Raw genomic sequence first — 26,759 nt, forward strand, 5'->3', positions numbered from 1 at the left:
TCCCCCAGGTCTGATCGAAGGAGTTTACTCGTCAGCTCAAGATTGAGATCAGTTATTTTCGATCGATTGGACCACACCATCGCGGACAACAATGGCCACTTGCATCTTCTGAACAAGATTGTCACCCACCTTAAGATCACAAGTGCTTTCCAACTGACCCTGTTCCACAATTTGGTCAATCTCGAGCCTACATACCTGAGCTTGTTGTTGTAGCAGGTTGCGCTTTTGTCCCTCAAGTTCTGTGCGTTTAGATGCAACTTCTTGTTGAATTTGGCCCACCTGATCCTGAACTCGGGGATCTAACGGATTAGCGCTCTTTCGGCGCACTTGGTCCACTAATTGCTGACTTTCTTGCTCAAGTTGGGACAACTGCTGATCAACAGCAGTGATGCCGTTACTCAGTTCTCGCTCGGCTTCCTCTTTCCAGACCGAAGTAACCACGGCACGCACCGTGATTGGGCGCTTGATCGTTAGAGAGGTGCCGTCAGACATAAACAAACTTAAAACAAGGTAGCGACAGCGTCTCAGCCACGACAGCTCCGGTCAATCACCGGAGAACCGCCCCTTCCGATCCCTCACAGAGACAGATACTTGTTGCCTCCGGGCGTACAAGCCTTTAATCAGCACTGCATCCCTTTCTAGGATCCGATGACGACGTTGCTTCAGGGTCTGTGTCAACAAGCCGTTGTCAATGCTAAACGGCTCCACCAAGGCCACCCCAGCCAAACGCTCATCAGCGCGGGCTCCAGTGCGTCGTCCTAGCAAACGGTTGCACTCTGTTACAAGCAATCGGAGCAAGGAATGGCTGCCTGGGTTTCCCCCCAGATCTGCCGCAAGGGAAAGTCCTTTTTGACTGGCCCAGGCGATAATGGCCTCATTATGGGGCACTATCAATGCACCCAATTGGCGTTCATCCTGACCGATTAACATCACCTGCTCAATCAATGGGCTGGCAACCAAGACTTGCTCTAAAGGACCTGGTTCAATGTTCTCTCCACTACTTAGGACGATAGTATCTTTTGCTCTACCAGTTAACGCAATAGACCCATCTGCGAGAAGTAGACCGAGATCACCCGTATCAAACCAACCGTCGTCATTCAATACCTTTTTAGTGATTTCAGGTTTGCCCCAGTATCCGCTCATCACTTGCGGACCACGCACTAGAATCTTGCCTTGTTGTCGATATCCAAGGTCGACACCTGATTCAGGATCAACAACGCGGAGCTCTGTATCTGGCATTGGTTGGCCAGAGCTACTACGGATGTTACGCCAGGGACGTCTGCAACTAATCACCGGACTTGTTTCGTTGAGGCCATAGCCCACGAGCAACTCAATGCCCACCGCTTCGAAAAAGGCATCTATGTGGGGAGCAATAGCTCCGCCACCACTGATTGGGTAAGCAAGTTGACCACCACTGAGTTGCTGCCGGAGCTTAGGCCATAACAGCGCCGAAGCTACAGTGTGCAGAGGCCAGCGTAGACAAGCCAAGCCAAATGCCTGCAGGCGTCCTAACCAGGAGACTGGCTCTAACACCAGATTTTTGGCCCTCCGTAAAGCCTGACGTTGAGCCGAACTATTGCTAAGGGCTATACGGAATAACAACCGGAGGGGAGATGGCAAGTCTTTTGCTGCATCGTTGAAGCTTATTTGAACCGACTCCCAAAGACGCGGGACGGTCGCCATCGCGACTGGTTTAACCCTTGGCAAGTCTTTTTTTAGATGTTTAATCGTTGTGTACGTCTGTGTACAAGCGCAGGACAGAAAATAGTAACTTGCGCTACGTTCATAAGCGTGCCAGATCGGTAACACGCTCAACACAGGAGAACCTGGCTTTGGACAGGCCACGCAGGCTAGTGAGCGGATTTGGTGTAATAAGTTGGCGTGTGTCAACGGCACCCCCTTTGGCTGGCCTGTTGTGCCCGATGTATAAAAGATGGTGGCCAATTGTTTCGATGCCACTTCCGATTTTTCTTTCAATTCTGTAGGTCTCTGAATCGGATCACCACCAACGCCAGACGAGAGAAACTCATCCCAGCTAGTCAATTTATCCACGGGCTCTCCCTCCAGCTGTAGCACCAGCGTCAAACGAGACTGCTGATCAAGCGTCAGATTCAGGCGCCTCCAAAGATCGGCGTTCTGAACCACAAGTGCCGTAGCCTTAGAATCGCCAAGGATGTATCGAAGTTCTTCTACGGGAGTTGAGGCACCTCGTACGGCGTCTGCAGCCCCACATCGCATTAATCCTTGATCTGCCACCAACCAGCGGGGACTGTTCTCTGAGAACAGAGCCACCACATTATTCTCAAGGATACCCTGAGCGCGAAAAGCAGCGGCAGCCGTAGCAATAAGCTCAGCCAAAGCCCTAAAGCTAAAACGTTCTGGATGGGCGGCATGCGGTGCGTCGACGGCGGTGACGTTTCCATACCGATTGGCCAACCATGGCCACATATCGTCTACCCGTCTGAAACGACTAGCGTGGCCGTGGCGTTTCAGGGCCTCCTTCTCCTGAGCTGTGGGAGTCCAGCTGGCCGTCATCGGAGACGATGCATTAGTCAGAACAGGCTTACCATGTTTGCGTGGTCCACGTCAGATGAAATCGCGAGGCCAGGGCATTTCGCAGTAAAGGCTGCACGTCACTCACAGCAAGCCCAGGTAGCCAGTCACACAGTCGACCAATCCTGTACTCTGCAATGCCGCAGGGTGTGATTTTAGAAAAGCCGCGCAAATCGCAACTCACATTCAAAGCAAGCCCATGCTGAGTGATCCAACGCCGACAGCCTACGCCAATTGCCGCTACCTTGCGTCCTTCCAGCCATAACCCTGTGAAGCCTGGCAACCGCTCTCCTTTTAGTCCAAGGTTAAATAAGACATCGATTATGACTTGCTCTAACTGTCGCAAGTACCAGTGGAGATCAGGAACATGACGTTGTAAATTCAGTACCGGATAGGCCACCAATTGGCCCGGCAAGTGATAAGTCACCTCTCCGCCCCGATCGATACGATGCAACGGGGCAGGGGGATTAGTCGGATCGAAATGCACGTGGTTGATATTGGCACCGCGGCCCAAGGTGTAACAAGCTGGATGCTGCAGAAGCCATACCGCTTCATCAGCGAGGGGCTGCTGCAGTAGATATTGTTGCCAATGTTGTTGTTCGCTCCAGGCCTGTTCAAATGGAATCAGCTTGATGGGCTCGAAAAGAAATGCTCCATGGGGGTTTTCTGAACTGCAGTGTTTCACTAGTTTGTCGATAGCCACCGGCACAGGAGCACAAAGATGAAAGTGCTGATCCATAGTCGTAACTTCGAGATCACGCCGGCATTGCGGGAATACGCCAACACGAAATTGGAACGGGCGACATCTCATTTCAGTGATGCCATCAGTGAAGCCGACGTTCACTTATCTGTTGCTAGGAACCCACGCGTTTCCCAACAAACAGCAGAGGTCACCGTGTTCGCGAACGGCACAGTGATTCGTGCCCAAGAACGCAGTGAGAATCTCTATGCCAGCATCGACTTGGTGGCGGGCAAGTTGGCCCGTCAGCTACGCCGATGGAAAGAGCGCCATACGGATCACCATCACAGCCACGGTCACAGCGCCAGTTTGACACCCGGTGTCGACGACTTTAGCGGTGAGAAAACCGTTTATGGCTCACTGGTCGACGGTAAAGAGGCGCGGTTACCAGACCCAGGAGTGCGGCGTAAATACTTTGCAATGCCACCTATGAGTATTGATGATGCACGGCATCAACTCGATGTGATCGACCATGACTTTTATCTCTTCCGAGATAGTGATAGTGGAGAGCTACAAGTGATTTATCGACGCAATCACGGCGGTTATGGCGTGATACAAGCTCGGAATTAAGCGGAAAGAATCATCTAGTTTGCTAGCCCAACAATGTCCGCTATTAGAACAGACTTTCCTGATCTACCGCCTCTGCTTGATCAAGCGATTCTTGATCCTCTTCTCAACGACGAGCAGCTTCATGAGCTTTGCGATGCCAGCTGTCAAGAAGATGTAAGAGCCATCTGCACTACACCGCAACAACTACCGCTTTTGCGGAAGCGGTTGGGTTCCTCAGACAGACGGCCAAATCTCATAGCTGCAATTGGATTTCCGTTTGGAGCAATTCCTTCTGAATTAAAGCAAGCAGAAGCGGAATGGGCGGCATCTCAAGGAGCCGAAGAGTTCGATGTAGTGCCTAATTTTCGTGCACTCGCCAACGGGGCCATAAATGTTTTCGCCGACGAATTGGGAGCGCTCTGTGGCCTTGGATTACCATTGAGGGTAATCCTCGATATGGTCCGTCTCAATCAGGATCAACTGGCCGTTGCGGTTGAGGCGTCTATAGACGCGGGCGCTACAGGAGTGCAAACAGGCAATGGCTTTGGCCCTGCCTGTCACCCGGATCAGGTGCTGCAGCTTGTTGCTCTTTGCCGAGAACGCTGTGTCATTAAAGCAGCCGGCGGGATTCATAGCATCGAACTTATTGGAGAACTTGTGAAAGCCGGTGCTGGTCTATTAGGGACCAGCAGTGCCCCGCAACTTCTCCGATCTCTTCGCCAACCTGTGGGCTAAATGGCGGAACGGCAGCTGAAGGGACTAGTCCTGAAGGTGGGACCTCTTGGTGAGTATGATCGCTTATTAAGTTTGCTGAGTGATGCAGAGGGGCTGACGCGCTTGGCTGTGCCAAATGCGCGACGCCCCAAAAGCAGCCTGGCAGGCGCTGTACCACTTACCCTGTTAGAGCTACAGGTAAGTGATAAGGGTGGGCTGGCTCGTGTTCGACAGCTGCGAGTGCTGCGCAATTTTTCCAGGCTGGGGCGTTGCTTTGAAACCCTTGCGTCCGCCCAAGCTCTCTGTGATCTTTCTCTGCAATTGATCGCAAATGATCCTGTGGAAGGACTACTGAGCGTAGTGCTGTTGCATTTGGAGCTATTGGAACTCAATGGCGAGGATATTGATCTCATTATTGCGAGCACTGTTCAAGCGTCAATTCATCTTCTCGCTCTCGGCGGCTACGCTTTACCGATGCAGAGTTGCTGCCTCAGTGGGTCATCACTAGATGCTCCGCTAGGCCAGTGGGACTGGCGTTGCAGTCTGTTACCTGAAGAAGGCTTTGCTATTCATTCACAACCTGGCTCAGCAATGGAACTCAACTCGTCGGAACTGACCTTACTACAACGACTCACTCGTGCGGATCTGCCACGGCGAAAGGATGGTGAGTTGATAGGTCCTCGACGAGTTTGGCTGCGCTTACTAAATGTGGTTGAGCTTTGGGTTTACACCCATCTAGAACACCGCAGTAAAGCACTTGCAATGCTCCGTGAAACCCTTGTTACGCCGGAATAAGCCATCATAAACTCGACGCATTGACCCCTTGAGCGGACCGAGCCTGTCAACCTCAGAATCCGCGCTGCCTACCGGCAGCAACCCAAGCCCAGGGAAAAAGCAGGGGATTCAGGCTGTGATGGCTTTGAGCGATTTTCGCAAGCTTTGGTTAGGTCAAATATTTTCTCAGCTTGCGGACAAGTTTTACATCGTGTTGATGGTATTCCTGATCGATCAGCACTTGCTATTGACGAGTGATAAGGCAAATATTTTAGCCAATATGGCCTTGGACTACGACATCGATATCGGTACACGCACCAAGGTAATAACTATGCTTGCCACAGGGATCTTTGTCGCGAACACGATCCCTGCCATGGCCCTAGGAACCGTGGCGGGTGTTTGGGCGGATCGTTGGCCAAAACGAAGGGTCATGGTCGCTTCAAATGCCCTGCGCGCTTTGCTTTTGGTGTTTACGCCCCTTTTCCTATTACCCGGGCCACAGTGGCTCGGCTTGCCTTGGGGTTACTGGAGTCTAGTGGTGATGACATTTCTTGAATCAATCCTGACTCAATTTTTCGCGCCATCAGAACAAGCAACAATTCCAGTACTAGTACCCAATGAACATCTTCTTGCAGCGAATTCCCTATATCAAGTTACTAGCATGGGGGCTACGATCCTGGGATTCGCTCTTGGGGAGCCCGTACTGAAGGCATTGCGACATTTCGCTGCCTCTGCTGGGATGGACGGGGGTGAGTTTATTCTCCTTCCTCTTTGTTACGGCCTTGCGGCTCTCAGTTTAGCGCGTCTGTCGCTGCGTGAATCACCTAAACCACTGTCCCAGATATCGGTTTGGGCGGAAATTAACGAGGGACTGCAAGTGTTGCGTCAGGTACCCTCTGTTCGGGGCGCAATGCTCCACCTAGTTCTCCTTTACTGTTTGTTGGCTGCCCTATATGTACTTGCGCTGCAATTGGCAGCTCTGATAGCAAGCCTTGGACCTTCCGGCTTCGGTGCACTTTTAGCTATGAGTGGCTTGGGTGTGACTATTGGGGCTATCGCCATCGCTCAAATGGGACATCGGTTTAGCCGACGACGCCTCACAGCCACGGGACTAGGCACTATTACTTGGGCTTTAGTGCTGCTGAGTCAACTAAGCGGATCCTTGATTTTCAGCCTGACCCTCTGCGGTATCTTGGGCATCGGTGCAGCTCTCGTGGCGATCCCCGCTCAAACCACTATTCAGGAAAAAACACCTGAGGCAGAGCGCGGTCGGGTGTTTGGACTGCAGAACAACCTAATCAACATTGCTTTAAGCCTACCTTTGGTGCTGGCGGGTACCCTGGTAAGCAGCCTTGGCCTGAAACCGGTTCTGTTGTTCCTTGCCACCTTATCCCTAATCGCTGCTTTCCTCGAGAAGCCGTGGCATCGCTGCTAACTTTTAATGTCGCCTGAGGAGGGCCAACCCGGTTGGTGCAGATTGCCTGGCTTGGAAAGAAGTCGCCCTTCTGTGGCAACGTCTCCTATGGGCTGAGCACCACCAAGGCGCTCCGAAGTCGGGGCCACCAAACCCATTTCATTCACTTCGACACGCCTCACAGTCCGGAACGAAATGGGATCTCACTATTAGCCAATGATCCAGACGTTAGCCTCCCCTACTTAGTAAAGTCTCAGGTCTACACCATTCCGTCGCCTAGAGCCCAACGGGAATTGCGAGATTCCCTAGAAAGACTCAAGCCAGACCTAGTCCACGCCAGCCTTACCCTTTCCCCACTTGACTTCCGTCTACCAGAGCTGTGCCAGCAGCTGAGCGTGCCTTTGGTTGCAACATTTCATCCAGCTTTTGATTCTGGGCTACGCAATCTCACCGCTGGCACTCAACAACTCACGTACCAGCTCTATGCGCCTGCTCTAGCGCGTTACGACCGAGTGATCGTGTTCTCTCAACTCCAGGCAGACGTGTTGATCAAACTTGGTGTTCCGGCTAAGCGACTCGCCGTGATTCCCAATGGCGTAGACACTGATCTCTGGTCTCCAGCAAGTCCAGGCACCGCCTCTCTCCTGCAGAGAAGTGTGCGTGAACGACTAGGTAAGGAACGGATTTTTCTGTATATGGGTCGACTCGCCACAGAGAAAAATGTCGAAGCTCTGCTACGAGCATGGCGCTTGGTTTCACCCGAAGGATGTCGCCTAGTAGTAGTCGGAGACGGACCTTTGAGTAGCACTTTTCAGAATCAATTTAATGATCCACAGATCCTCTGGTGGGGGTATGAGCCAGATTTAGAGACACGCGTAGCACTTTTGCAATGTGCCGAGGTGTTTTTGCTACCAAGTCTTGTTGAGGGGTTATCCCTGGCCTTGTTAGAAGCCATGGCTACAGGTACCGCCTGTGTTGCCACTGATGCGGGTGCTGATGGTGAGGTCTTGGCTGGGGGAGCTGGAATCGTAATGAAGACACAAGAAGTCACCACCCAACTACGCACCTTGCTGCCTGTCTTGCGTGATCAACCAGTGCTTACCGCTGCGTTGGGGCGTGGAGCCCGAAAACGTGCATTAGAGCGTTACACGCTTAGCGGTAACATTGATGCAATTGAACGTCTTTACGAAGAATTAATACACTCTAATAGTTTAGCAACTTTGCACAGCCAAGCAAAATCCACATAGCTTATTTAGTTCCATCTATAATCAACTAAGCCCACTATGATAATAGAACACGTTACTCAATTGCTTAGCTAACTGAAAACGGACAAATCAGCCAAAAAAATTTGAAAAGTATCAATAATTTTTTAATTAAAACAATATTTAGGTTTCTACTCTAGAAACTGTCAAGGTTTTTAAAAAGATTGTGATCATGTGTTAAGTTTCAATAAATTAGCTTCTTTTCACAATATGTTTATTTTGAAAAGTCATACCTTCAGAAAAAACTATTTAAAGTAAATCTTATGCAATAATCACTTAAGCTAGTACATAATTTTGAAATATTCCGTAAATTATTATTAGTTCTCTATTGCCTAAAATATTTTTTCATATTTAACATCAAATCTAACTAGATTTTGATAAAAAATCATATCAAAGTTAATTTTATCAATAATATATTTTTTAAAATTCAATTCTTATTCAAAGAAATTAATAGTTAATAAAAACCTAATACTATACAAATACTTCTTACAAACAAAATCATAACTACATAATATACATTACAGTTTTTAGCGCTTTCTGTTACATAAGAAAAATCAGTGTGGTGAAACCAAGAGTGTCAATCAATGCCAACAGCAAGAAACAACAGCAAGAAATTTATAGACTTGAACATCAATTTATAGTTTGCTTGGGTCTAGGGAAACTATTTAAGATTTTAATTTTGATAAAATATTACTTAGCCAAAAGTATTATTCGACACAGCATAATTTGCAAGACTACAGGGTAAGCAAAGCTTCAACGTTATGATTAAGACTTTCGACAAGAAAACGAAGATTTAAAAAAGGGGTGGATCCTACTTATGTTTTTCGTTCTTTAATCTTTCGAAAAGATGTTGAAACAACTCAACATCTGACTGCCGAAGGCTCCTATTCATGACTATTGTCGATCCCATAATCCTATGCCCTTAGGGAAACTAACGCTGGTGGGAATTGGCCCTGGCGATCCTTCACTACTCACGCTGGCCGCAGTAAAAGCTATTAAGACAAGCGAAGTCATTGCTTATCCCGTAGCTCGTCCGAATACCCATAATAGAATGGCGGCAAAGATCGCTGATCGATGGATTAGGCAGGATCATCAACATCTTCCCTTGCTCTTTCCGATGGTCGATGAAGCCGAAACAAGGCAAAGGGCTTGGACTATCGCGGCTTACACTTTGCAGGACCTCGTCGCTCATGGCAAACGGGTTGTTTTGCTCTGCGAAGGAGATTCATCTCTTTTTGCGACATGCAGCTACGTCTTGATCGCTCTGCGTCATTACTGGCCAGACTGTCTCTGCGACGTCATTCCTGGCATCTCGTCAGTATCGGCAGCAGCAGCCATAGGGCTTTGGCCTCTAGCCTTACAACGAGATCACCTCCTCATATGCCCCTGCCCAGACACTCCCGAAGAGCTAGAGTTTGAATTAGATGAGGCTAAGGCTAGAGGGCGCGTTCTGGCTCTACTAAAGTTAGGGCACCGTTGGGATTGGGTGCAGCCGATTCTCAAACAACGCCTACTTCTTTCTCAGGCTCTCTTTGCCGAAAAAGTTGGATGGCCTGAACAACATGTCAGACCAGCAGAGAACATTCCAGCTAGCCGAAGGCCTTATTTTTCGCTACTTTTAATCCGTCAGACATGGCCCGATGTTCTTCCTTAACAGGTCGTGCCAGTTGGCGACTTCGCTCGGCAGCAGCCACCACTGCTTCGATCAGAGCAGAGCGCAACCCAGCGCGTTCCAGGTGCCGGAGCCCGGCAATAGTTGTTCCACCAGGGGAACTAACCATGTCCTTCAGTTCTGCGGGATGTAGTTGACGTTGATTTAATAGCTCTGCTGTTCCAGCAAGCGTGCGATGGGCCAAGCGATGAGCAAGATCTCTGGTTAACCCGGCTGCGACAGCACCGTCAGCCATTGCTTCTGCAACTAAAGCAATAAAGGCTGGCCCAGACGAAGTGAGGGCGAGAAAAGCGTCGAGTTTGCATTCTGGTAGCTCTAAAACCTCTCCTATGTTGCTGAACAATTGCTTTACAAACCGCTGCTGCCCATCACAAACTTCATTGCCCCAGGCCAGTGCTGTCAAACCGGCTCTGACTAGCGCTGGTGTGTTGGGCACCGCTCGCACACAGCAGTGACCAGGAAAAAGCCGTTGCAAACGATCAAGGGGAACTCCAGCCAAAATAGAAATCAACATCGGTTGGTTTTGCACCGGAGCACTTGACCTTGCTACGGCTTCCAGCTGCTGAGGCTTCACTGCAAGCAACTGAAACGGAGCTTTCCAAACATTACTCGCAGCAGGGTCAGTTGCTGCAAGGACGTGCGCATCTATCGGAAGCTCAGCTCGACGTTTCTGAGCTGAAGTTTCCGATCCCACTACAGCCCACAAACTGTTAGGAGCAACATGACCATTAGTCAAAAGCGAGTTTACCAGTATCTGAGCCATGCGACCCAGGCCAATCACTCCGAAGACAGACTGCGTGTTATCAAGCGTCATTGTAAAACTTAAAGAGCGGTAGCTCCCCATGCTGGCGATGGAGCAGAAGCAGAGTCCGTAGCTTCTGCTATGTCAATTTCTCGACCCACAACAGTTGGCTTTGACACTTCGTCTTGATTGGCGTTAGTGACAGTGATACAACTCGGAGCGAACAGAAAAATGCTTTCCCCAATACGTTCCTGATGGCCATCAATGGCAAACGTACCGCCCGCGACAAAATCGACCGCCCTTTGCGCTTGGTCCGGCTCCATCATCGTGAGGTTAAGTATAACAGCCTTGCGTTCGCGAAGCGCTTGAATAGCTCGCGGCATCTCGTCGAAGCTACGAGGCTCCATTAAGCTGACTTCGGCAATAGCAGTGCTGATTCCTGGCATTCCGATCACGTTGGAACCGGGCAAATTTTTACTTAGATCAAAAGGATGCCTATTACTGAGAGTCGCCAAATTATCTTCATCGGCTTGAGTTGCAAGTTGATTCTGACCCTGTTGGTCGTCGTTGTAAGTAGAATCGTCAAATCCACGATCAAGATAGTCGTCACCAGCGACAACAGCACGTAAGCGGGAAATCAACGACACTTTAAAATTCTCTCGGGCTGAGGAATAGTTTAAAAAACATATTCCCTAATGCCGTTTCAGCTGCTACACAAGATAGGACAGGCTCGCTTAAGTTCTTGACATGAGTCGCGGGCCAAAGATAGCTGATCCCAGGCGTAGCAACGTACTACCGGCCGCTACTGCCTCATGCCAATCACCTGACATTCCCATCGAACACTCCGGCAATTTGAGCTTATCAGCCAAAGTTCGACACTCTGTAAATAGCGATTGACGTTCATCGACCCTCAATCCAAAGGGAGCCATGGTCATTAATCCCGTGATCCGTAGTGCAGGTAGCGTTTGTAACTCAGGCCAGATTGAGATAAGGTCACCTCGCTCCATACCGCCTTTTGAGGGATCCACGCGCAATTTAATCTGTAACAACACATTGGGGCAGCACCCTTCTTCCACGGCAATGCGTGAAACCCGTTGAGCCAAAGAAAGCGAATCTACTGAATGAATCACAGAAAAGGTTTTCACCACAGCGCGCACTTTATTCTTTTGCAAATGACCGATAAAATGCCACTGCAGATTAAGATCAGAAAGCAGTTTTTGCTTCTCTAGGGCCTCTTGCAAGCGACTTTCACCAAATGCCTGCTGTCCGAACGATGCAACCGAACGAATGGTCGACGCGGAATGTCCCTTACTTACCGCCAGTAAACGGACAGAAGGGGGAAGTTCCTCCATCAAGGTCGTCCAGCGATTGGTTAGAAAGTCGGTCAATGGGTGAGATAAAGGTTGGATCGAAGAGTCGCTGCCAACTTTAAAGGCCTTCCACGCCGTGTTGTTAGCATTGGCCGATTTTCGTCTCAGTGTGGTGACGTGCATCGCAATTGAGGAGGGGTGACTTGAATTTGGGTCCCCGCGCGGCTGAAAGGTCACTGACAAGAACATTAAGTTGAGCGCATAACGTGGCGTGAACATTACAACTAATCTCGCCGGGTTACTTGCGATACGGGCATACCGGGCGCGGAGTGATGCTGAAATAGTGCTAGGCATCCGCCCCTGCCAAGGATTCGAGATTAAAGAGCACCATATTGACTGCGCAGACTAATAACTAGCAACAAAACTAGAATGGCTAGGGTGTTAATCCACAGCGATGGTTGCTCGGAGGGTAAGTGAAATCTAGATGGTCCAAGTATGCGACCACCCCTAGCTACAAGAGCATCAGCGCCCTGCTCGGCACGCAAGAGGATGTTAACTAGGAGACGTTCACTCACGGCAAAAATGATTCCCAGGCCAGCCTTGAAGCCAAGGCTGCGTAGGCTGACTATTCGACTCGTCATTGAGCGCAACAGGTTTTGTAGTTCCTCCTGGACAAGCGGTAAAAAACGTAGTGCTAACAACAATTGAAAACCAACTCGCTCTATCGGCAGCCCCAGGGTAGCTAACGGTGATAAATACCAGCTCAGCCCCCAAACCAAATCCTCAGGTGTTGTGGTAATCAACACCAGGTTGACGCTGTGAATAACAGTGAAAGTTAACGTTGATGTGCGCAAGCCCAATAGTGCAGAGGCGCGATCTACTACGAGAGGTCCAAGTCTTAAAGCACCTAACTGAAAGGGGCCGACTCGCAGTAAATCCCAAGTCGGCCCATCGGCGACGGCACCGGGAAGTTCTGCTGGATCGCGAATGGAGAATGCCGCAGGGGGATCGGCCACAGGGAAAAATACCGATAGTAGTCCGGCTACAACGGCCAGGATTATTAGCACCAGAAACGACTTCCACCAGACCCTGCGCGGTAACCCACTCAGCGCGGTAATCGTTAATAAGATCAGCACTAATGCGACACGCCAAAGCGGTCCAGCAAGAACCGGAGTCAATAAGAACACCAATGACCAGGCCAACTTGAGACGAGGGTCGAGACGTCGCATCCAGCCCTCTGAACCATCAACGTACTGTCCAATAGGAATCTGGCGCAACCAGTCCATTGGATCAGCCTTTATGATTATGCCGCCAGGCTAAATCCCGCTCAGCATCTCGTTGCCGTTTACCACGCCAAAACAATTTTAACGGCGTGCCGTCAAAACCAAGTTCCTCACGAATGTGGCGTTCCACGTAACGGCGGTAAGTATCACTAAACAACTTGGGATCATTCACAAACAACGTGAAGCTGGGGGGACTACTAGCAACCTGGGTACCATAATAAAGTTTTCCTTGTCGCCCTCCACTTGTAGTAGGTGGCGAACGCCAGCTGAGGGCTTCTTCTAGCACCTCATTCACGACTGAAGTATTCACACGTCGTCGATGCTGTTCTACTGCCAAGGCTGCCAAAGCAAAAATGCTTGCAACTCGTTGTCCGGTGAGGGCGGATGTAAAGAGGACTGGTGCCCAGTCAAGGAAGTAAAGCTTTGCCCTTAAGTTTTTTTCGGTGACCGACATTGTATGACTGTCCTTTTCTACAGCGTCCCATTTATTAACAACAACAATACAAGCCCGACCATCTTCCTTAATAAATCCTGCCAAGCGTTGGTCCTGTTCAGTCACCCCATCAAGAGCATCAATCACCAAGACACACACATCACTACGTTCAATCGCTTTAAAACTACGATTAATACTGAAAAACTCAGGACCGTACTTCACACTGCTGCGTCGTCGAATTCCCGCGGTATCAATAAGTCGCCATAAGCGGTTCTCATGAAGAACGTTGGTATCAATCGCGTCGCGCGTGGTGCCACGAATAGAACTGACGATAGCACGTTGCTCTCCACAAATTGCGTTTAAAAGGCTTGATTTACCCACATTTGGACGCCCAATGATGGCTATCTGAACAGAATCTTCTTGATTACATTCCTGACCCTTTACCGGTAGGAAAGTAAGAACTTGATCCAACATCTCAGCAGTCCCTGCTCCGTGAATAGCTGAGATCGGGTAGGGTTCACCAAGACCTAAAGACCAAAATTCAGCTGCCATCGCTAAGCCCTGCTCTGGCGATTCACATTTATTAACTGCCAATAACTTTGGGCAACGTTGTTGACGCAGAAATGTAGCAATTGATTCATCAGCGGCGGTAAGACCTTGTTTTCCATCAACGATAAACAAAGCAACAGTAGCTTCTTCCAATGCTAGGATTGCCTGCTTACGAATTTCGGGCAAGAACTCACTGTCATCGTCAAACACCAAACCACCAGTATCCACAACCTTAAACTCGCGGTTTCCCCAGTAACCATCCTGATAGGTACGATCTCGAGTCAGCCCCGGCTGATTGTGGACAATAGCCTTGCGACTGCAACAAAGTCTGTTCACGAGAGTGGACTTACCGACATTAGGACGCCCAATAATTGCAATGACAGGACGCACCAAGGAAATGATTCGGATCAATGCCTAACATTACAGGCTTGCGACCGTAAAAAATGACCGGAGATAGGCGATCAAAAAACTAGAACACCTAGTCGAAAGAAACCTGAGTACGTAGCTAATAGAGTAACCAAAAAGTTTTTAATCACAGTTAACAAGATTAAAGTGCTTTGATAATGGTTAAAGCATATTAATATAATATTGACTTAGTAATAAATTAATAATGCAAAATAAAAAAGCAATACTAGTCTAAGATTATAGACAAACAAATTACAAAATCTGTATAGTAAATCAATAAGTTAAAAATTAATATTATTATCTAATTGATAATTAAAGTAGCTAACAGCAGAAAAATAAATATTATTAAACATTTACTTTCATACATGAAATAAAATCTAATCTAAATATACTCTAATATTATTAGAGCACATCGAACTTTAATCAATGATATTGACAAACTCTTAAAATAGTCTTTTAAATAAAATTAAACAGTAAGTAAGTTAATTTTTATAGTAGGCAGTATATTGAAGGTAGCTACAGTTCATTGGCTTAGTAATGATTAAAATAGGGTTTCTTTTTAAATTATTATTTATAGTACCTAGAAATCAAGCAAGTAGGATGTACTAATAGCCAAGACTAAATAAATAAGCCTCAGCATTTACACAAGCGCATCAAATTAATATTAGTAGACTGCACCTTAATACCAGAAATCAACAACCGAGTCTAAATTAACTAAAGAAAATCTTACTATTTATAATTTCAACTAAACGTTTTAAACCAGATTGGTCGTAGGTTGATGAGCACTGTTTTTCGTCAGAAGTTTTATTCAAAAAGTTTAATGATTCTTTATCATAATAATCTAAGGCTTCAATAGCTTTTTGCTTAAAGCTAAGTGAATCATGATAAACAAAACACTTCTTATAAGACTGAGTAATAATCTCAATTCCTAGTACGTTATCAATTAAAAATACAACATCTAAATTTATTAGGTCATAAACTCTGTTGCTAATAAATCCAACTTCCCGCATGTCTTCCCAATGATCACATAACACCACTTTTGCTGAGCAATAGATATGCGTAAGAATAGAATTTGGTACATTTTCAGCAAGAATTAAGCTTTTATCAACAAATCTCTCCCATCCAGAGCCAATAATCTTGACTTCAAAACCATTTTCTATTGCATAACGCACTGAGTCTCTGAAAACACCTCTTGTATTACCTACAAAAATAAAATCTAAAGATTTCATTTGTTGAGAATCTAATAATTGGGTAAGATTAAAACAAGAATCATTATATAAAATATTAATTTCTGACCGAGTAATTAATGGATTTATTGTAGAGAATTGAGGAATATAGTCAGCAGTTTTTAAATAAAGATTTCTTAAAGGTAAAAGACTGTTTAAAAAGGTATTGCTAGCTATAGCAAGTTTGTCACACATTGATATTTCTTCAATAGAAACTAGCTTAGGATGACTAATAATCCATAACAAAGAGTTTGATAAAATAAGTGAATCAAATTGATGTAAACCACGCAAACATATATTATAAGAACTATTTAGTGCATTTAATAAATAATTATTAATATCACAGATTATAATAAATAATGATAAATTTTCTAATTCGTGACGCAACTTTCTAGCAAGATATAGATCCCCCCAGGCAAAAGGATTTTCATTAAATGAAGGAATAGCTGTACATATTGATACTTTATGTTGAGCACTGTAATAATAAATATCTTGCATTATTGTCTCAGCGCGATTACTATAAGTATGTTTATAAAGTACAAGTTTTTGCAAATTTTTGAAAAGATTATTTCGGTTACCTGAAAGTACAGTTTTTATCTCATGAGTAAGAGACTTTTGATCAAAATAAACTGGTAATAATCCATTAAATACATCCTGACTACCTAATAGTCCGTTTGTGATTACAGGACAACCAGCAGCCAGCGCATCAAAAACTCTACAGTTCACAGATCCCCAAGGATCAGTAGCAATATTAGCATCATCTAGAACAAGAGACGAAGATTTATACTTTTTAATAACCTCATTATATTCGATAGGTCCTTTTGTATATCTTGAAAATAAATCATGCGATTCCCATCCATATCCATACAATTCAAAATTAATATCTATTTCATTAAGATTAAGCCAATCAGCAATTCGTCTAGGAGATTTAAAATAACTTCCAATAAAAGATACAGTTTTCTTATCAGATCTCTGTTGAAGAGATGAGGCAGCGATAGAATCCTTTGAAGCAGCTACAGGTAAATAATGAACTTGCTTAAAAAGTAATTTCTCTAATAATTTTATAGCAAGTTTAGAAGAGGAATATAAGATATTATATGAATCAATATCATTAGAAAAAGCCCATTTATCAAACCAATTTCTCATCCATGCAATTTTTAAGGATGATGGCGATAAATTATGTAAACAAGATAATGTTGAGTTATGCAGCATGTTTACAAGAACATCACAATATCTTAAATCAGTTTGCGTATTTGACTTTATAAAAAAGCAACGAACATTATGATATGAATTTTCAATTGCAGTTGCAAGTTCATAAGCTGTGAAAATATCAGCTCTTTTTGTTAAAAGAGTAAGATCACTAACCAAAAAATATATATTTATATTTGTAGAGCTTCTTAATAACGGTAATGATTCAAATGGTAATCTGTGCTTGTAAGAAGACATCTGCTTAAATAAAATTTGATTTAGTATTTTCAAATTATTATCTAAAATATTTTTATTAACACAATGTTTTCCTCTAAAATTTAATCGAGTAAAACCATGAAGATGATAAGCTTTAAAGTTAGTTGACACAAGAATCCTAGCTGAATAATTAATCAATGCATTTAAACAAAAGTGTATATCTTCTTGACCATAATAAAAAGCTTCATTAAAACCTTTAATTTTAATAAAAAATTTTTTAGTAACTGCAAATAAGGCACTTGTGGTAGCAGGAACTTTGCGGTAAAGATACTTTTTATTAGATTTTTCAAATGAATTACCTCTAATATCTTCTCCTACAATATAATTATTATCGATAGATAATATTCTTATACCAGAATGCTGAATACAAATTGGTATTTGGTTAATTTCATAGTTATCAGGAAGATCAACAGGAATATCTACTAGGGAAGCTCCTACAATTTCAGCTTGATTTGTAACAAGAGGATAAATAAGATCAGTAAAATTATTGTTACTTAAAATTATATCATTATTAATAAAAATAAGAAAATCATTTTTAGCAAACTGAATTGCAAAGTTATTGCTTTCTGAAAAGCTATAATTACGATCTCTTTTAATACATTGAATTCTTTTATCATTAAATTGACTTATTACATCCTGACTATTATCAGTACTAGCATGATCAATAATTATTAGTTGATCTTTAGAGCTCATTAATTTTAATATAGATAAAAGTGTTTTTTTTAATATCTTGCTTCCATTGAGGTTAAGCATAATAAGCGAAACTGCGCATTTACTATCACTAAATAAAGTATTTTGTTCAGGCAAAAGTGAGATAAAGCTAGGCCTGTCAATAGAATAATAATTATGTTGTTTTAGCGCCTTAATTTCTTGAATTGATTTTTCAACAGTTAAACTGAGTGCCTGCAAAGTTATTGGCATATGAACATTTGCAACATTGAAAGTTGTAATATATTCACCAGGATTATAAGGAGAAGTTAAAACTAATCTAATTGCATGTTGGCTAAACTCAAAAAAATTGATGGGTATGCAGAAGCCCCAATAACCCTTTTTTTTAAAGTTGTCATTGATATCACTTCTCTCTTGATTTGTATTAATAATCATATAGGGCTCTTGATTTATTAGAAGAAGTCCGCTGGCTCTAGTAATATATCTTCGAGTATTTATAATCCAACCGGTCAAAAAACCATCAGTATACTGTTCAATTTTGCCCATAAAATTGGGAAACGGATCTTTTCCTGAATTGTTTACATTCACATAAGATTTGATTATCTTTTGCTCGATATATAGCTTAATAGACTCCGGATACGATGGACGATTTAAAAGTATTCTTCCAATCAGCTTAGCTTTTTGATAGTTTAGTGAATCTATCGCTTTATCAAAGTCTCTGATTGTAAACATTAGAGTTAATCATTTTAACAATTATACATTGACAAAATTATGTGAGCGATGATTATAATCAATCTGTATATAAAAAGAGATAAAATACAAATTGTTATCTAAAGCCACATTCTACAGAAAATTATGTAAACTAAAACTAAAATTAAATAATTACACATGCCCGTTTTTATAAAGAATAATCATTCTATTTTATTCATACATATACCAAAGACTGGTGGCGGATCTATATGTGACTTATTTGAGAAAAATGGATATACATTAGCTTATCATATTAAGGGTGTAGAACCACAAGCGTCTCTATCAATTTCACCTCAGCATTTAAATCTCAGAAAGTTAAAATTATTAGTTAATCTCAACGAATTTTCTGACATATTTACTATAGTGAGAAATCCCTATGATCGCTTAATATCAGAATTTAAGTGGCAATTCCGTAATCATAATTCACACTTAATTCCTGATTTAAATGATTGGATTTGTAATTCGCTTGAAATAGTAAAGAAAGATCCAACTTATGCTGATGGTCACTTTATGCCAATGGTTAATTTTTTAGATAAAAATATTCCATGCAGAATATTTAAATTTGAAGATGGTTTAAATATAGTGGCGCAATTATATTCACAACAATATAATTTTGATTGGTGTATTAACCTAGCCAGATTACATAACAGCCATACCTTTCCAAAAAACCATTATTCCAGTAAAAAACTGAATAAACGAGCTATTTTATGTATAAATAAATTCTATAAACATGATTTTCATAGTTTTTCTTATCCAAAAATTAGACTTAGTAAAAATATTAGAAATCAAAGTTTATTAGATTTATTACCATTACCAAACATATTTCAAAATTGGTATTTAAATACTTTACGTGAGTGTGCTATTATATTGGTTAAAAGAAGATGTGAAGATTCTCAGACTTTTAGACAAATTAAGCAACTAAATTCAGAAATTGAGCAAATGAGTATATTAATCGATTTCTTAGTTGATAAAATTATTTTATTACAAAGTAGAAATAATAAAATAACCGATGAACTATACTTAGAAACAGAAGAAAAACTTACTATACTTGAACGACTTAAAGAAAATGAATATAATATCCAAATAAGCTCAAAAATTATTAAAGAAAAGGATAAACTTTTACGGCAGAGTATCTCTGATTTAGATTATCTTTATCGACGAGTAAAAGGGCAAGAAGAAATTATTAAAAATGCAAAAATTAATCGTTATGAAATGATTAGTTTAATCCAAAAATACAAGGAAATCAAAAACAACTTATAATCTTAATTTTTTAATAAAAAATTTAACCGGCTAAATCCTTGTTATAAATTTCTGATAATAAATATTGTAGTTTTAATTCTTTTAAACATAATTGATTCATTCTTTGATTTAAAATAAGTTCATATTCAATACTGTTGAGTCTTCCATGAAAACGATTCATAAAACGTCGTTGTAAGTCTTTATTTAATAAGTTAAAAAGTTCTTCTTGCAAAGGATCTTCTATAATTAACCTTACAAGTAAATTTTGCGCTTCTCTATTCTTTCCTTGCTGCTTTAAACAATTAAATTTATGCATATATGTTTGTTTTTGAGCAACAATATTTGATAATTTTTGGTTAGAAACTCTTTTGGTTATGTTACTATTAACTCTAATTAGCCTCTGTAAAATTTTTTGAATCTTATTTTTATAATCTAATATTTTTAAAACATGCACTTTATTAATTAGCAATAAGTTACTATAATAACCTGATTTGAGTAACATATTAAAAGTTTCTAAAATTGTTTTTAATCTATATTTAATACAATTGAAAAATCTAACTGCTTCTTTCAATTCTTTCCAATTAAATTGATTCATTGATTCTAAAGAATTAAAAAACTTTTTGAAAAAGTAGATTTGTTTAGCCAATTTATTTTAGCATACTCAGTTTATCGTTGAGCTTTATATTTGAATTTCATACAAATTGTTTATTTTTAAATAGTATCGTATTTTTGATAAACACCAAGTATGTGATGTAAAAATTTTTCATTATTTAAGGTATTTAAAATTAATAAATTAACTAAAAATAAGTAAATATTCTATGTAGTTTCAACAAATCAAATTAATTTAATAGATATAAATAAAATGAATAAACCTAGCAACTAGACGCCTTACAATCTTATTAACTAAAATAATAAATTTTATAAGGTTAGACTAAAATGTAAACATAGAACTTTATCTTAAAACAACAAAACTTCTCAAGGAAGTTAGTATATTTTTAATTGATATATGAACTAATTAGCCTTTGCTATTATAAAAATTAGTTTTAAATGTTAGTTATCTTAATAATAAGAAGTAAATTTAATTACATTGACAGTTTTAGAGCAGCAAAGTTAAATCTTTTGTCTTATATGCACGTATGCGTAAATTAAACCTAGAATAAAACGTAAATCGGATAATAACAATGCTATTAGATTAACTTTTACGGTCCTTATTGATAGTGAATAATATCATTCGGACACTTAACGGCGTTTTTTATTATATAATTATAGTATAAATACATAATATGCCGACTAATTAGGAAACTATAATTTATTTATTAAGCTAAATCTAAATCGAATTATTGTCTCGCAGGAGATTAACGTTAATAACTCTCAACTTAATTGCTTAATTACTGTTAGCGAAATACTAATTTAATGAACTAGTGAGAAATCATAAAAATTATGCGATCCTGATTGTAAAGTAATGCAATAGCTGGCTTTACTTTGACTTTAATAACGTATTGCAACTGTGCTGAGTTTTAAATAGAAATTTAAACTTTGTAAAAAAATCTTATCCCCATTGAGATAATAGAGTATAGAACTGGATGATTTAATTTGACTAAAAATTCTCATCTGTATTACATAGATTGCTCATCGAGCATCAGCTTTTTTGAACAAAATGCTAATATTTGGTATCGATGGATCAATAATATTGCTAACGATGCAGAGATTCATCAATGGCAGTCAGAATTAGTGAAGCGCCATAAATATCTGCCAAAAGATTTGCTTGATCCAAGGTTGTTACCATTAGAGCTGCTCTGCCAACCTGAAACTTGGATACCGACATCCATTGGTTTAAATCCTGAAGCTTTACTAAATGCTCATCCTGACCTCACTCATTGTAATCAGCTTCTTATCAGCGGCCGACTCAAAGCTATCCTTTATGGAGAAGCGAGCCTTTATAACGACCTTCCACCTATTCATATCCAAGCCTATAAGGACGGCTTGCGCTCACCTTACAACTTCCAATCTTTAAATGCTTTAGAGCACCTTTCTGGTATTGGTCGTCAATGTTTCCGGTCCGGCTCTCCCCTTGGGAAGGACCTTGATCGGTATCAGCCTCCTACCCCAGATAAGGCTCCAGAACCTTCTCAAAAGATATGCCACCACCTTCTTGTAGTGCTTCATGACACTCAAGCTGACACTGAAATTAAAAAATGGCAGAAAACTGAAGGTTGGATATCCACAATTCATAAAAGTCTCAATAACCTCACCGAACTGGCTTGGCCTGAGGGTGACGAATTTCTAATTAGCTTTTGCCATAGCAGCGATCGACTGGTTTCGCTAGCAGCGCAGCGCATTGCAAATTTTGCAGCACTTCATCCATACGCATCATTGTTCAGCAGTGACGAAACCCTGCAATGGAGCAAGGACCCTGCTGTGGCTGCTGGTAATCGTCAAAATAGAGTCGCTCTTACTCCAATGCGGTTGTTGTGCCGAGGAGGTATCGGTGGGTTGATCACTTTTCGAAGCTCGACATTACGAATGCTTCAAGTCCCTAAGAGAGCCTTATCAATGCACACGCTGATGCTAGATTTGGCTCTACAACACTGTGCAAATGGGTATGGAGTTGCTCATTGCCCCGAGGTCTTGCTGCAGCGCTCAGTTCAAAATAACCCGACTATTCCTGATGTGGCTTCACCAGCAGATCGACTTTGTTGGAAGCAACCGCTGATTAACGAAGCTCTAACTGTCAGCCGCTACCGTGGTCAATCTTTTCTCAATCCTGGCGGAAGCCTAACTACACATTCAACACTAGGGGGTTGTCATCAGCTGCAATTACAACCAGACATAAATAGGTTGATCTCAATTTTTATTCCATTCCGAGACAAGGTCGATTTGACCAGCACATGCGTGTCGTCCTTGCGTCGCTGTGCAGGATCGATTGCTTACGAACTGATCCTGATTGACAACAGCAGCCGGGATCCCGCAACCCAAACATGGCTTGCATTGCAACAGAAGCAGCACAACGTCACAGTGATCCGCTATGAAGGATCGTTCAACCACTCCCGCATTAACAACATCGGACGACGCTATGCCCGTGGAAGCTATCTACTCTTTGTAAACAACGACATCGAGTTTCGCTCCCCCAATGTGTTACAGGCGTTGCTTGATCCCTTCGCCTTTCGGTCGACAGTGGCTGTGGGGGCAAAGTTGAATTACCCTGATGGAGCAGTTCAGCACCAGGGCGTGGTGCTAATTAAGGGAGAACGACGTTGTGTAGTGGAACCGGGAAAACATATAAAGAGCGTACATGTTTTAGAGAGCCTCACCCCTCTATGTGTGCAGGAAGAATTCAGCGCTGCTACAGCAGCTTGTTTGTTAATTCGCAGTACTGATTTTGATCAGGTTGGCGGATTTGATGAGCAACTCAGCGTTGCTTTCAATGATGTAGATCTTTGCCTCCGGCTACGGGAAATAGGCGGTACCGTTGCGGTCACTCCTTTCGTTGACATCCTTCATCACGAATCGGTCAGTCGTGGTAAAGATCACTTTGGCGAAAGCCTGGCTCGTCATCAGCGAGAGTCTGGATTATTACGCTACAAGCATAGGAATTTGTTTACAACTGGCGACCCACTGACCAGCCATCTTATACACCCTCATAGTACTCGCTACCAGCCTCGCGAAACACAAAACCGATCAGCCGGACCCGTATCAGTAGGGATAACCTTACACTGGCGGCGTCCAGGCTACACACCACGCTCAAACCGACCAATTTTATTGTTTGCCCACTATGACAAAGATAATCAATTACGACCAGATCTTTTTTATCTTTTGCAAGAATATAATCGATATGCTGATGTGATCTTTGTGTCTGCAGTAAGGAGGCTGCGTTGGCGCTTGCGAACAATGCATAGACTTAAACAGCTTTGTGCTGCAATCATCGTTCGCCATAATCAAGGCTACGACTTTGGAAGTTGGATGTCAGGCATCCGAAGACACCAATCGGACATTAAGCAAGCGGCTTACTTAATACTGACTAACGATAGCTTTTGGGGACCAATTACCCCACTAGGAGAGCTTTTTAATCGTATCGAAACCTCTAAAGCTGATGCTATCGGACTCAGTGACAACTTGATGTACGAACCTCACTTATCTTCGGCTTTCGTTGCTTATAAGCCGACTATCATCAATAGCTCGGTATTTAATATGTTTTGGAACGAACTCGAATGTTGGCCAAGAAAACGTGATCTAGTTAAACAATGCGAAGTCAGGATGTCCGCATCTTTGAGGCAAGCAGGATTCGCAATCGAAAGTCTTTATACCCACAACTCCAATGGCAACGTACTCCATTACAATTGGAAACAGTTAATTGAGGAACGTCGTTTTCCTTTCATTAAGGTCAGCCTGTTACGGGATAATCCTACTCGACAGTTTATTGCAGACTGGCCTGAAGTCATAGGCAAGCGTAATCCTAAACTAGCTGGTTTGATTAGTCGCTCTCTGTTACAGAAATCAGATTTGATCCATAAAATCCGATTTTGGTGATCTAATTAAATCAGAACTCGTAAGACACGACTCATTATGTGGTAGTGCTTACCTTAGGAGAAGTTGGCAGTGAGGACAAGCATTGCACCAAAACGTAAGGGGATCATCCTGGCTGGTGGTAGCGGTACACGCTTACATCCAATCACCCGGGCTGTTAGCAAACAGCTTTTGCCTGTCTACGATAAGCCTATGATCTATTATCCCCTCAGCACATTGATGCTGTCGGGAATCCGGGAAGTGCTAGTCATCAATACACCCCGTGACAGGAGTGCTTTTGAGCGGTTACTTGGAGATGGTTCTAATTGGGGTATGGTCATCAAATATGCTGTTCAACCCAGCCCAGATGGATTAGCCCAGGCTTTTTTGATTGGAGCCAATTTTTTGGGTAGTGCGCCTGCTGCACTTGTCTTAGGTGACAACTTATTCCATGGACACGATCTGGTCCCCCAGCTAATTAACAGCAATAAGCGACACCAAGGAGCAACAGTATTTGCCTATCCAGTCAGTGATCCAGAACGCTACGGGGTTGCTGAATTTGATGCTCAAGGAAAGGTCTTGAGTCTGGAAGAGAAGCCTAAGCAACCGCGAAGTCGATATGCTGTTACGGGCCTTTATTTCTACGACAACACCGTGGTAGAGAGAGCCCGACAAGTTAAACCTTCACCGCGTGGAGAACTAGAGATCACCGACCTTAATGCGATGTATCTCAATCAAGGACAGCTCAGGGTAGAACTGATGGGGCGGGGTATGGCTTGGCTTGATACAGGGACGTGCGCTTCCTTGAACGACGCCGCTAGTTATATCCGTACACTTGAGCATCGACAGGGACTTAAGGTGGGTTGCCCGGAGGAGGTGGCTTGGAGACAGGGTTGGATTGATGATTGTCAGCTCAACCAACTTGCTCAACCTCTCAAAAAAAGTGGTTATGGTTCTTATCTTCTCCAAATGCTCGAAGAAAATGCAAGCGATCGTACTGTCCTTCAAACAAGTTTAAAAATAAACTAGTGAAAGTTAAGACTTTGAAAAGTAAACAAGGAAATCTTGTTTCGGGTCCACTTATTTTGAGTCCACATGTGTTTGAAGATGATCGAGGCTGGTTTTTTGAAAGCTGGAACCAGATACACTTCAATGAAGCCGTTGGGGAAGTGGTAGAGTTCTCTCAAGATAATCATTCACAATCTACTCAGGGTATTTTAAGAGGTCTGCATTACCAATTATCCCCACAACCCCAAGCCAAACTTGTTCGTTCCAGCTTTGGAGAAATCTTTGATGTAGCTGTTGATCTTCGTCGCTCATCTCCAACATTTGGACAGTGGATCAGTGCCAGATTGAGTTCTGAAAACAAATTTCAGCTTTGGATTCCCGAAGGTTTTGCCCATGGTTTTCTTACTCTTAGCTCTGTTGCTGAAGTACAATATAAAGTTAGAGGTTTTTGGAATAAAACATGCGAACATGTGATTAGGTGGAACGATCCAGAGCTAGATATTGCTTGGCCCCAAAATGAACTGAATGGCTCAGATATTAGCTTATCTGAAAAAGATCAAGTATCAATAGAGTTTCATGCAGCTATAAAGGCAGGCTATTTGTTTGCGTGAAAGTGTTACTGACTGGAGCAGGAGGACAACTTGGCCAAGCTCTGATTTATGCAAAACCAGAAGGTATTAACTTGATTGCCACAATGCGTAAGGAACTCGACCTTTCTGATCCTGAAGCATGTCAAGATGCTGTTTATGTTCATCAGCCAGATTGGGTATTGAATGCTGGCGCTTACACGGCAGTAGATCAAGCAGAATTGGAACCTAATCTTGCTTATGCTGTTAACGCTGAAGCACCTAGAGCCTTTGCTAAGGCACTTAAAAAACAAGGTGGTCGACTTTTACAGTTGAGTACAGATTTTGTGTTTAATGGTCAACAGAGTTTCCCATACAGAGTTGACCAAGCTGTGTCTCCACTTAGTACCTATGGTGCTAGCAAGGCTGCGGGGGAAACAGCTGTTCACAATGTGTTTGGCAATAATTCGCAAGCCTTGATTATTCGTACAAGCTGGGTAGTTGGGCCTGTAGGTAAAAACTTCATGCTTACTATGCTTCGTCTTCACCGCGAGCAACAACAACTGAATGTTGTGGCAGATCAAGTGGGGTGTCTTAGTAGTACTTTTAATCTGGCTGAGGCATGCTGGCGCGCAATTGTACAAGGATCACGCACAAGCATGCCCCCTATAATGCATTGGAGCGATGCAGGTGTAGCGAGTTGGTATGATATTGCTATGGCTGTTGGACAAATTAGTCACAATATAGGTTTAATAAAAATACCAGCCCAAGTAAATCCGATTACTACTTCTGACTACCCGACGCTTGCTAGTCGGCCAAGCTATTCCCTGCTGGACTGCACATCTACACGATTAATATTAAAATTAAAAGCACAACATTGGCAAGCAGCTTTAAAACAACTTTTACAATATGTTCGAAATAATTAATCTAATCTA

The 26,759-nt window shown here is 42.7% G+C and carries 21 protein-coding genes; 11 read left to right on the plus strand and 10 right to left on the minus strand.

Annotated features, from left to right (window positions below; all coding sequences use genetic code 11):
- Positions 1-48 precede the first annotated feature (48 nt).
- From ABWV55_RS07990 to lipB, 3 genes are read right to left on the minus strand one after another with little or no spacing between them, the layout of a single operon-like run.
- On the minus strand, positions 49-492 hold the full coding sequence (locus ABWV55_RS07990; RefSeq protein ID WP_353291546.1) for a YlqD family protein: 444 nt from the start codon (positions 490-492) through the stop codon (positions 49-51).
- A gap of 51 nt (positions 493-543) precedes the next feature.
- Positions 544-2,535, minus strand: a complete 1,992-nt coding sequence (locus ABWV55_RS07995) for an AMP-binding protein (RefSeq protein ID WP_353291547.1) — start codon at positions 2,533-2,535, stop codon at positions 544-546.
- Positions 2,536-2,563: 28 nt separating this feature from the next.
- Positions 2,564-3,292: a lipoyl(octanoyl) transferase LipB gene (gene lipB / locus ABWV55_RS08000; RefSeq protein WP_353291548.1), complete on the minus strand. Its 729-nt coding sequence runs from the start codon at positions 3,290-3,292 to the stop codon at positions 2,564-2,566.
- Between lipB and raiA the strand changes: the two genes are divergently transcribed.
- The 6 genes from raiA to ABWV55_RS08030 all read left to right on the plus strand — a co-directional run bounded on the left by raiA (position 3,275) and on the right by ABWV55_RS08030 (position 9,659).
- On the plus strand, positions 3,275-3,862 hold the full coding sequence (raiA, locus tag ABWV55_RS08005; RefSeq protein WP_353291549.1) for a ribosome-associated translation inhibitor RaiA: 588 nt from the start codon (positions 3,275-3,277) through the stop codon (positions 3,860-3,862). The two genes, lipB and raiA, sit on opposite strands and share 18 nt — an antisense overlap.
- Positions 3,863-3,895: 33 nt before the next feature.
- A complete protein-coding gene (locus tag ABWV55_RS08010) occupies positions 3,896-4,576 on the plus strand; it encodes a deoxyribose-phosphate aldolase (RefSeq protein ID WP_353291550.1) in 681 nt (226 codons plus the stop codon).
- Positions 4,577-5,350, plus strand: coding sequence for a recombination protein O N-terminal domain-containing protein (locus ABWV55_RS08015; RefSeq protein ID WP_353291551.1), 774 nt, complete (start codon positions 4,577-4,579; stop codon positions 5,348-5,350).
- Positions 5,351-5,378: 28 nt separating this feature from the next.
- On the plus strand, positions 5,379-6,764 hold the full coding sequence (locus tag ABWV55_RS08020; RefSeq protein ID WP_353291552.1) for an MFS transporter: 1,386 nt from the start codon (positions 5,379-5,381) through the stop codon (positions 6,762-6,764).
- 32 nt (positions 6,765-6,796) lie between these two features.
- Complete coding sequence (locus tag ABWV55_RS08025) at positions 6,797-7,990, plus strand: glycosyltransferase family 4 protein (RefSeq protein WP_353291553.1); 1,194 nt, start codon at positions 6,797-6,799, stop codon at positions 7,988-7,990.
- 955 nt (positions 7,991-8,945) lie between these two features.
- Positions 8,946-9,659: a precorrin-2 C(20)-methyltransferase gene (locus tag ABWV55_RS08030; protein ID WP_353291554.1), complete on the plus strand. Its 714-nt coding sequence runs from the start codon at positions 8,946-8,948 to the stop codon at positions 9,657-9,659.
- Here the strand turns inward: ABWV55_RS08030 and proC are convergent.
- From proC to ABWV55_RS08060, 6 genes are all read right to left on the minus strand, one after another.
- Entirely contained in the window at positions 9,595-10,491 is an 897-nt protein-coding gene (gene proC / locus ABWV55_RS08035) for a pyrroline-5-carboxylate reductase (protein WP_353291555.1), read from the minus strand. The genes ABWV55_RS08030 and proC overlap by 65 nt on opposite strands.
- 8 nt (positions 10,492-10,499) lie before the next feature.
- Complete coding sequence (locus ABWV55_RS08040) at positions 10,500-11,066, minus strand: cell division protein SepF (RefSeq protein ID WP_353291556.1); 567 nt, start codon at positions 11,064-11,066, stop codon at positions 10,500-10,502.
- Between the two features lie 87 nt (positions 11,067-11,153).
- Positions 11,154-11,807, minus strand: a complete 654-nt coding sequence (locus ABWV55_RS08045) for a YggS family pyridoxal phosphate-dependent enzyme (protein ID WP_353292705.1) — start codon at positions 11,805-11,807, stop codon at positions 11,154-11,156.
- A 299-nt stretch (positions 11,808-12,106) separates the two neighbouring features.
- Positions 12,107-13,015: an energy-coupling factor transporter transmembrane protein EcfT gene (locus ABWV55_RS08050; protein ID WP_353291557.1), complete on the minus strand. Its 909-nt coding sequence runs from the start codon at positions 13,013-13,015 to the stop codon at positions 12,107-12,109.
- Between the two features lie 4 nt (positions 13,016-13,019).
- Complete coding sequence (der, locus tag ABWV55_RS08055) at positions 13,020-14,387, minus strand: ribosome biogenesis GTPase Der (RefSeq protein WP_353292706.1); 1,368 nt, start codon at positions 14,385-14,387, stop codon at positions 13,020-13,022.
- Positions 14,388-15,109: 722 nt separating this feature from the next.
- Positions 15,110-18,490 (minus strand): glycosyltransferase, encoded by a 3,381-nt coding sequence (locus ABWV55_RS08060; RefSeq protein ID WP_353291558.1) that lies wholly within the window; start codon positions 18,488-18,490, stop codon positions 15,110-15,112.
- Between the two features lie 156 nt (positions 18,491-18,646).
- Here ABWV55_RS08060 and ABWV55_RS08065 point away from each other — a divergent pair, with 156 nt between their 5' ends.
- A complete protein-coding gene (locus tag ABWV55_RS08065) occupies positions 18,647-19,768 on the plus strand; it encodes a sulfotransferase family 2 domain-containing protein (RefSeq protein ID WP_353291559.1) in 1,122 nt (373 codons plus the stop codon).
- Between the two features lie 22 nt (positions 19,769-19,790).
- On the opposite strand, the gene ABWV55_RS08070 is transcribed toward ABWV55_RS08065, so the two are convergent.
- On the minus strand, positions 19,791-20,393 hold the full coding sequence (locus ABWV55_RS08070; protein WP_353291560.1) for a hypothetical protein: 603 nt from the start codon (positions 20,391-20,393) through the stop codon (positions 19,791-19,793).
- Between the two features lie 947 nt (positions 20,394-21,340).
- Here ABWV55_RS08070 and ABWV55_RS08075 point away from each other — a divergent pair.
- The 4 genes from ABWV55_RS08075 to rfbD all read left to right on the plus strand — a co-directional run bounded on the left by ABWV55_RS08075 (position 21,341) and on the right by rfbD (position 26,750).
- Positions 21,341-24,274 (plus strand): rhamnan synthesis F family protein, encoded by a 2,934-nt coding sequence (locus ABWV55_RS08075; RefSeq protein ID WP_353291561.1) that lies wholly within the window; start codon positions 21,341-21,343, stop codon positions 24,272-24,274.
- A 69-nt stretch (positions 24,275-24,343) separates the two neighbouring features.
- The gene (gene rfbA / locus ABWV55_RS08080) at positions 24,344-25,279 is read left to right on the plus strand and encodes a glucose-1-phosphate thymidylyltransferase RfbA (protein WP_353291562.1); all 936 of its coding nucleotides are present in this window, start codon (positions 24,344-24,346) and stop codon (positions 25,277-25,279) included.
- Positions 25,279-25,869, plus strand: a complete 591-nt coding sequence (gene rfbC, locus ABWV55_RS08085; RefSeq protein WP_353291563.1) for a dTDP-4-dehydrorhamnose 3,5-epimerase — start codon at positions 25,279-25,281, stop codon at positions 25,867-25,869. The genes rfbA and rfbC overlap by 1 nt, the downstream gene beginning before the upstream one ends.
- Positions 25,866-26,750, plus strand: coding sequence for a dTDP-4-dehydrorhamnose reductase (rfbD, locus tag ABWV55_RS08090; protein ID WP_353291564.1), 885 nt, complete (start codon positions 25,866-25,868; stop codon positions 26,748-26,750). The genes rfbC and rfbD overlap by 4 nt, the downstream gene beginning before the upstream one ends.
- Positions 26,751-26,759: the final 9 nt, after the last annotated feature.

This window comes from Synechococcus sp. M16CYN (assembly GCF_040371545.1).
In the GTDB taxonomy this organism is placed as follows: domain Bacteria; phylum Cyanobacteriota; class Cyanobacteriia; order PCC-6307; family Cyanobiaceae; genus Parasynechococcus.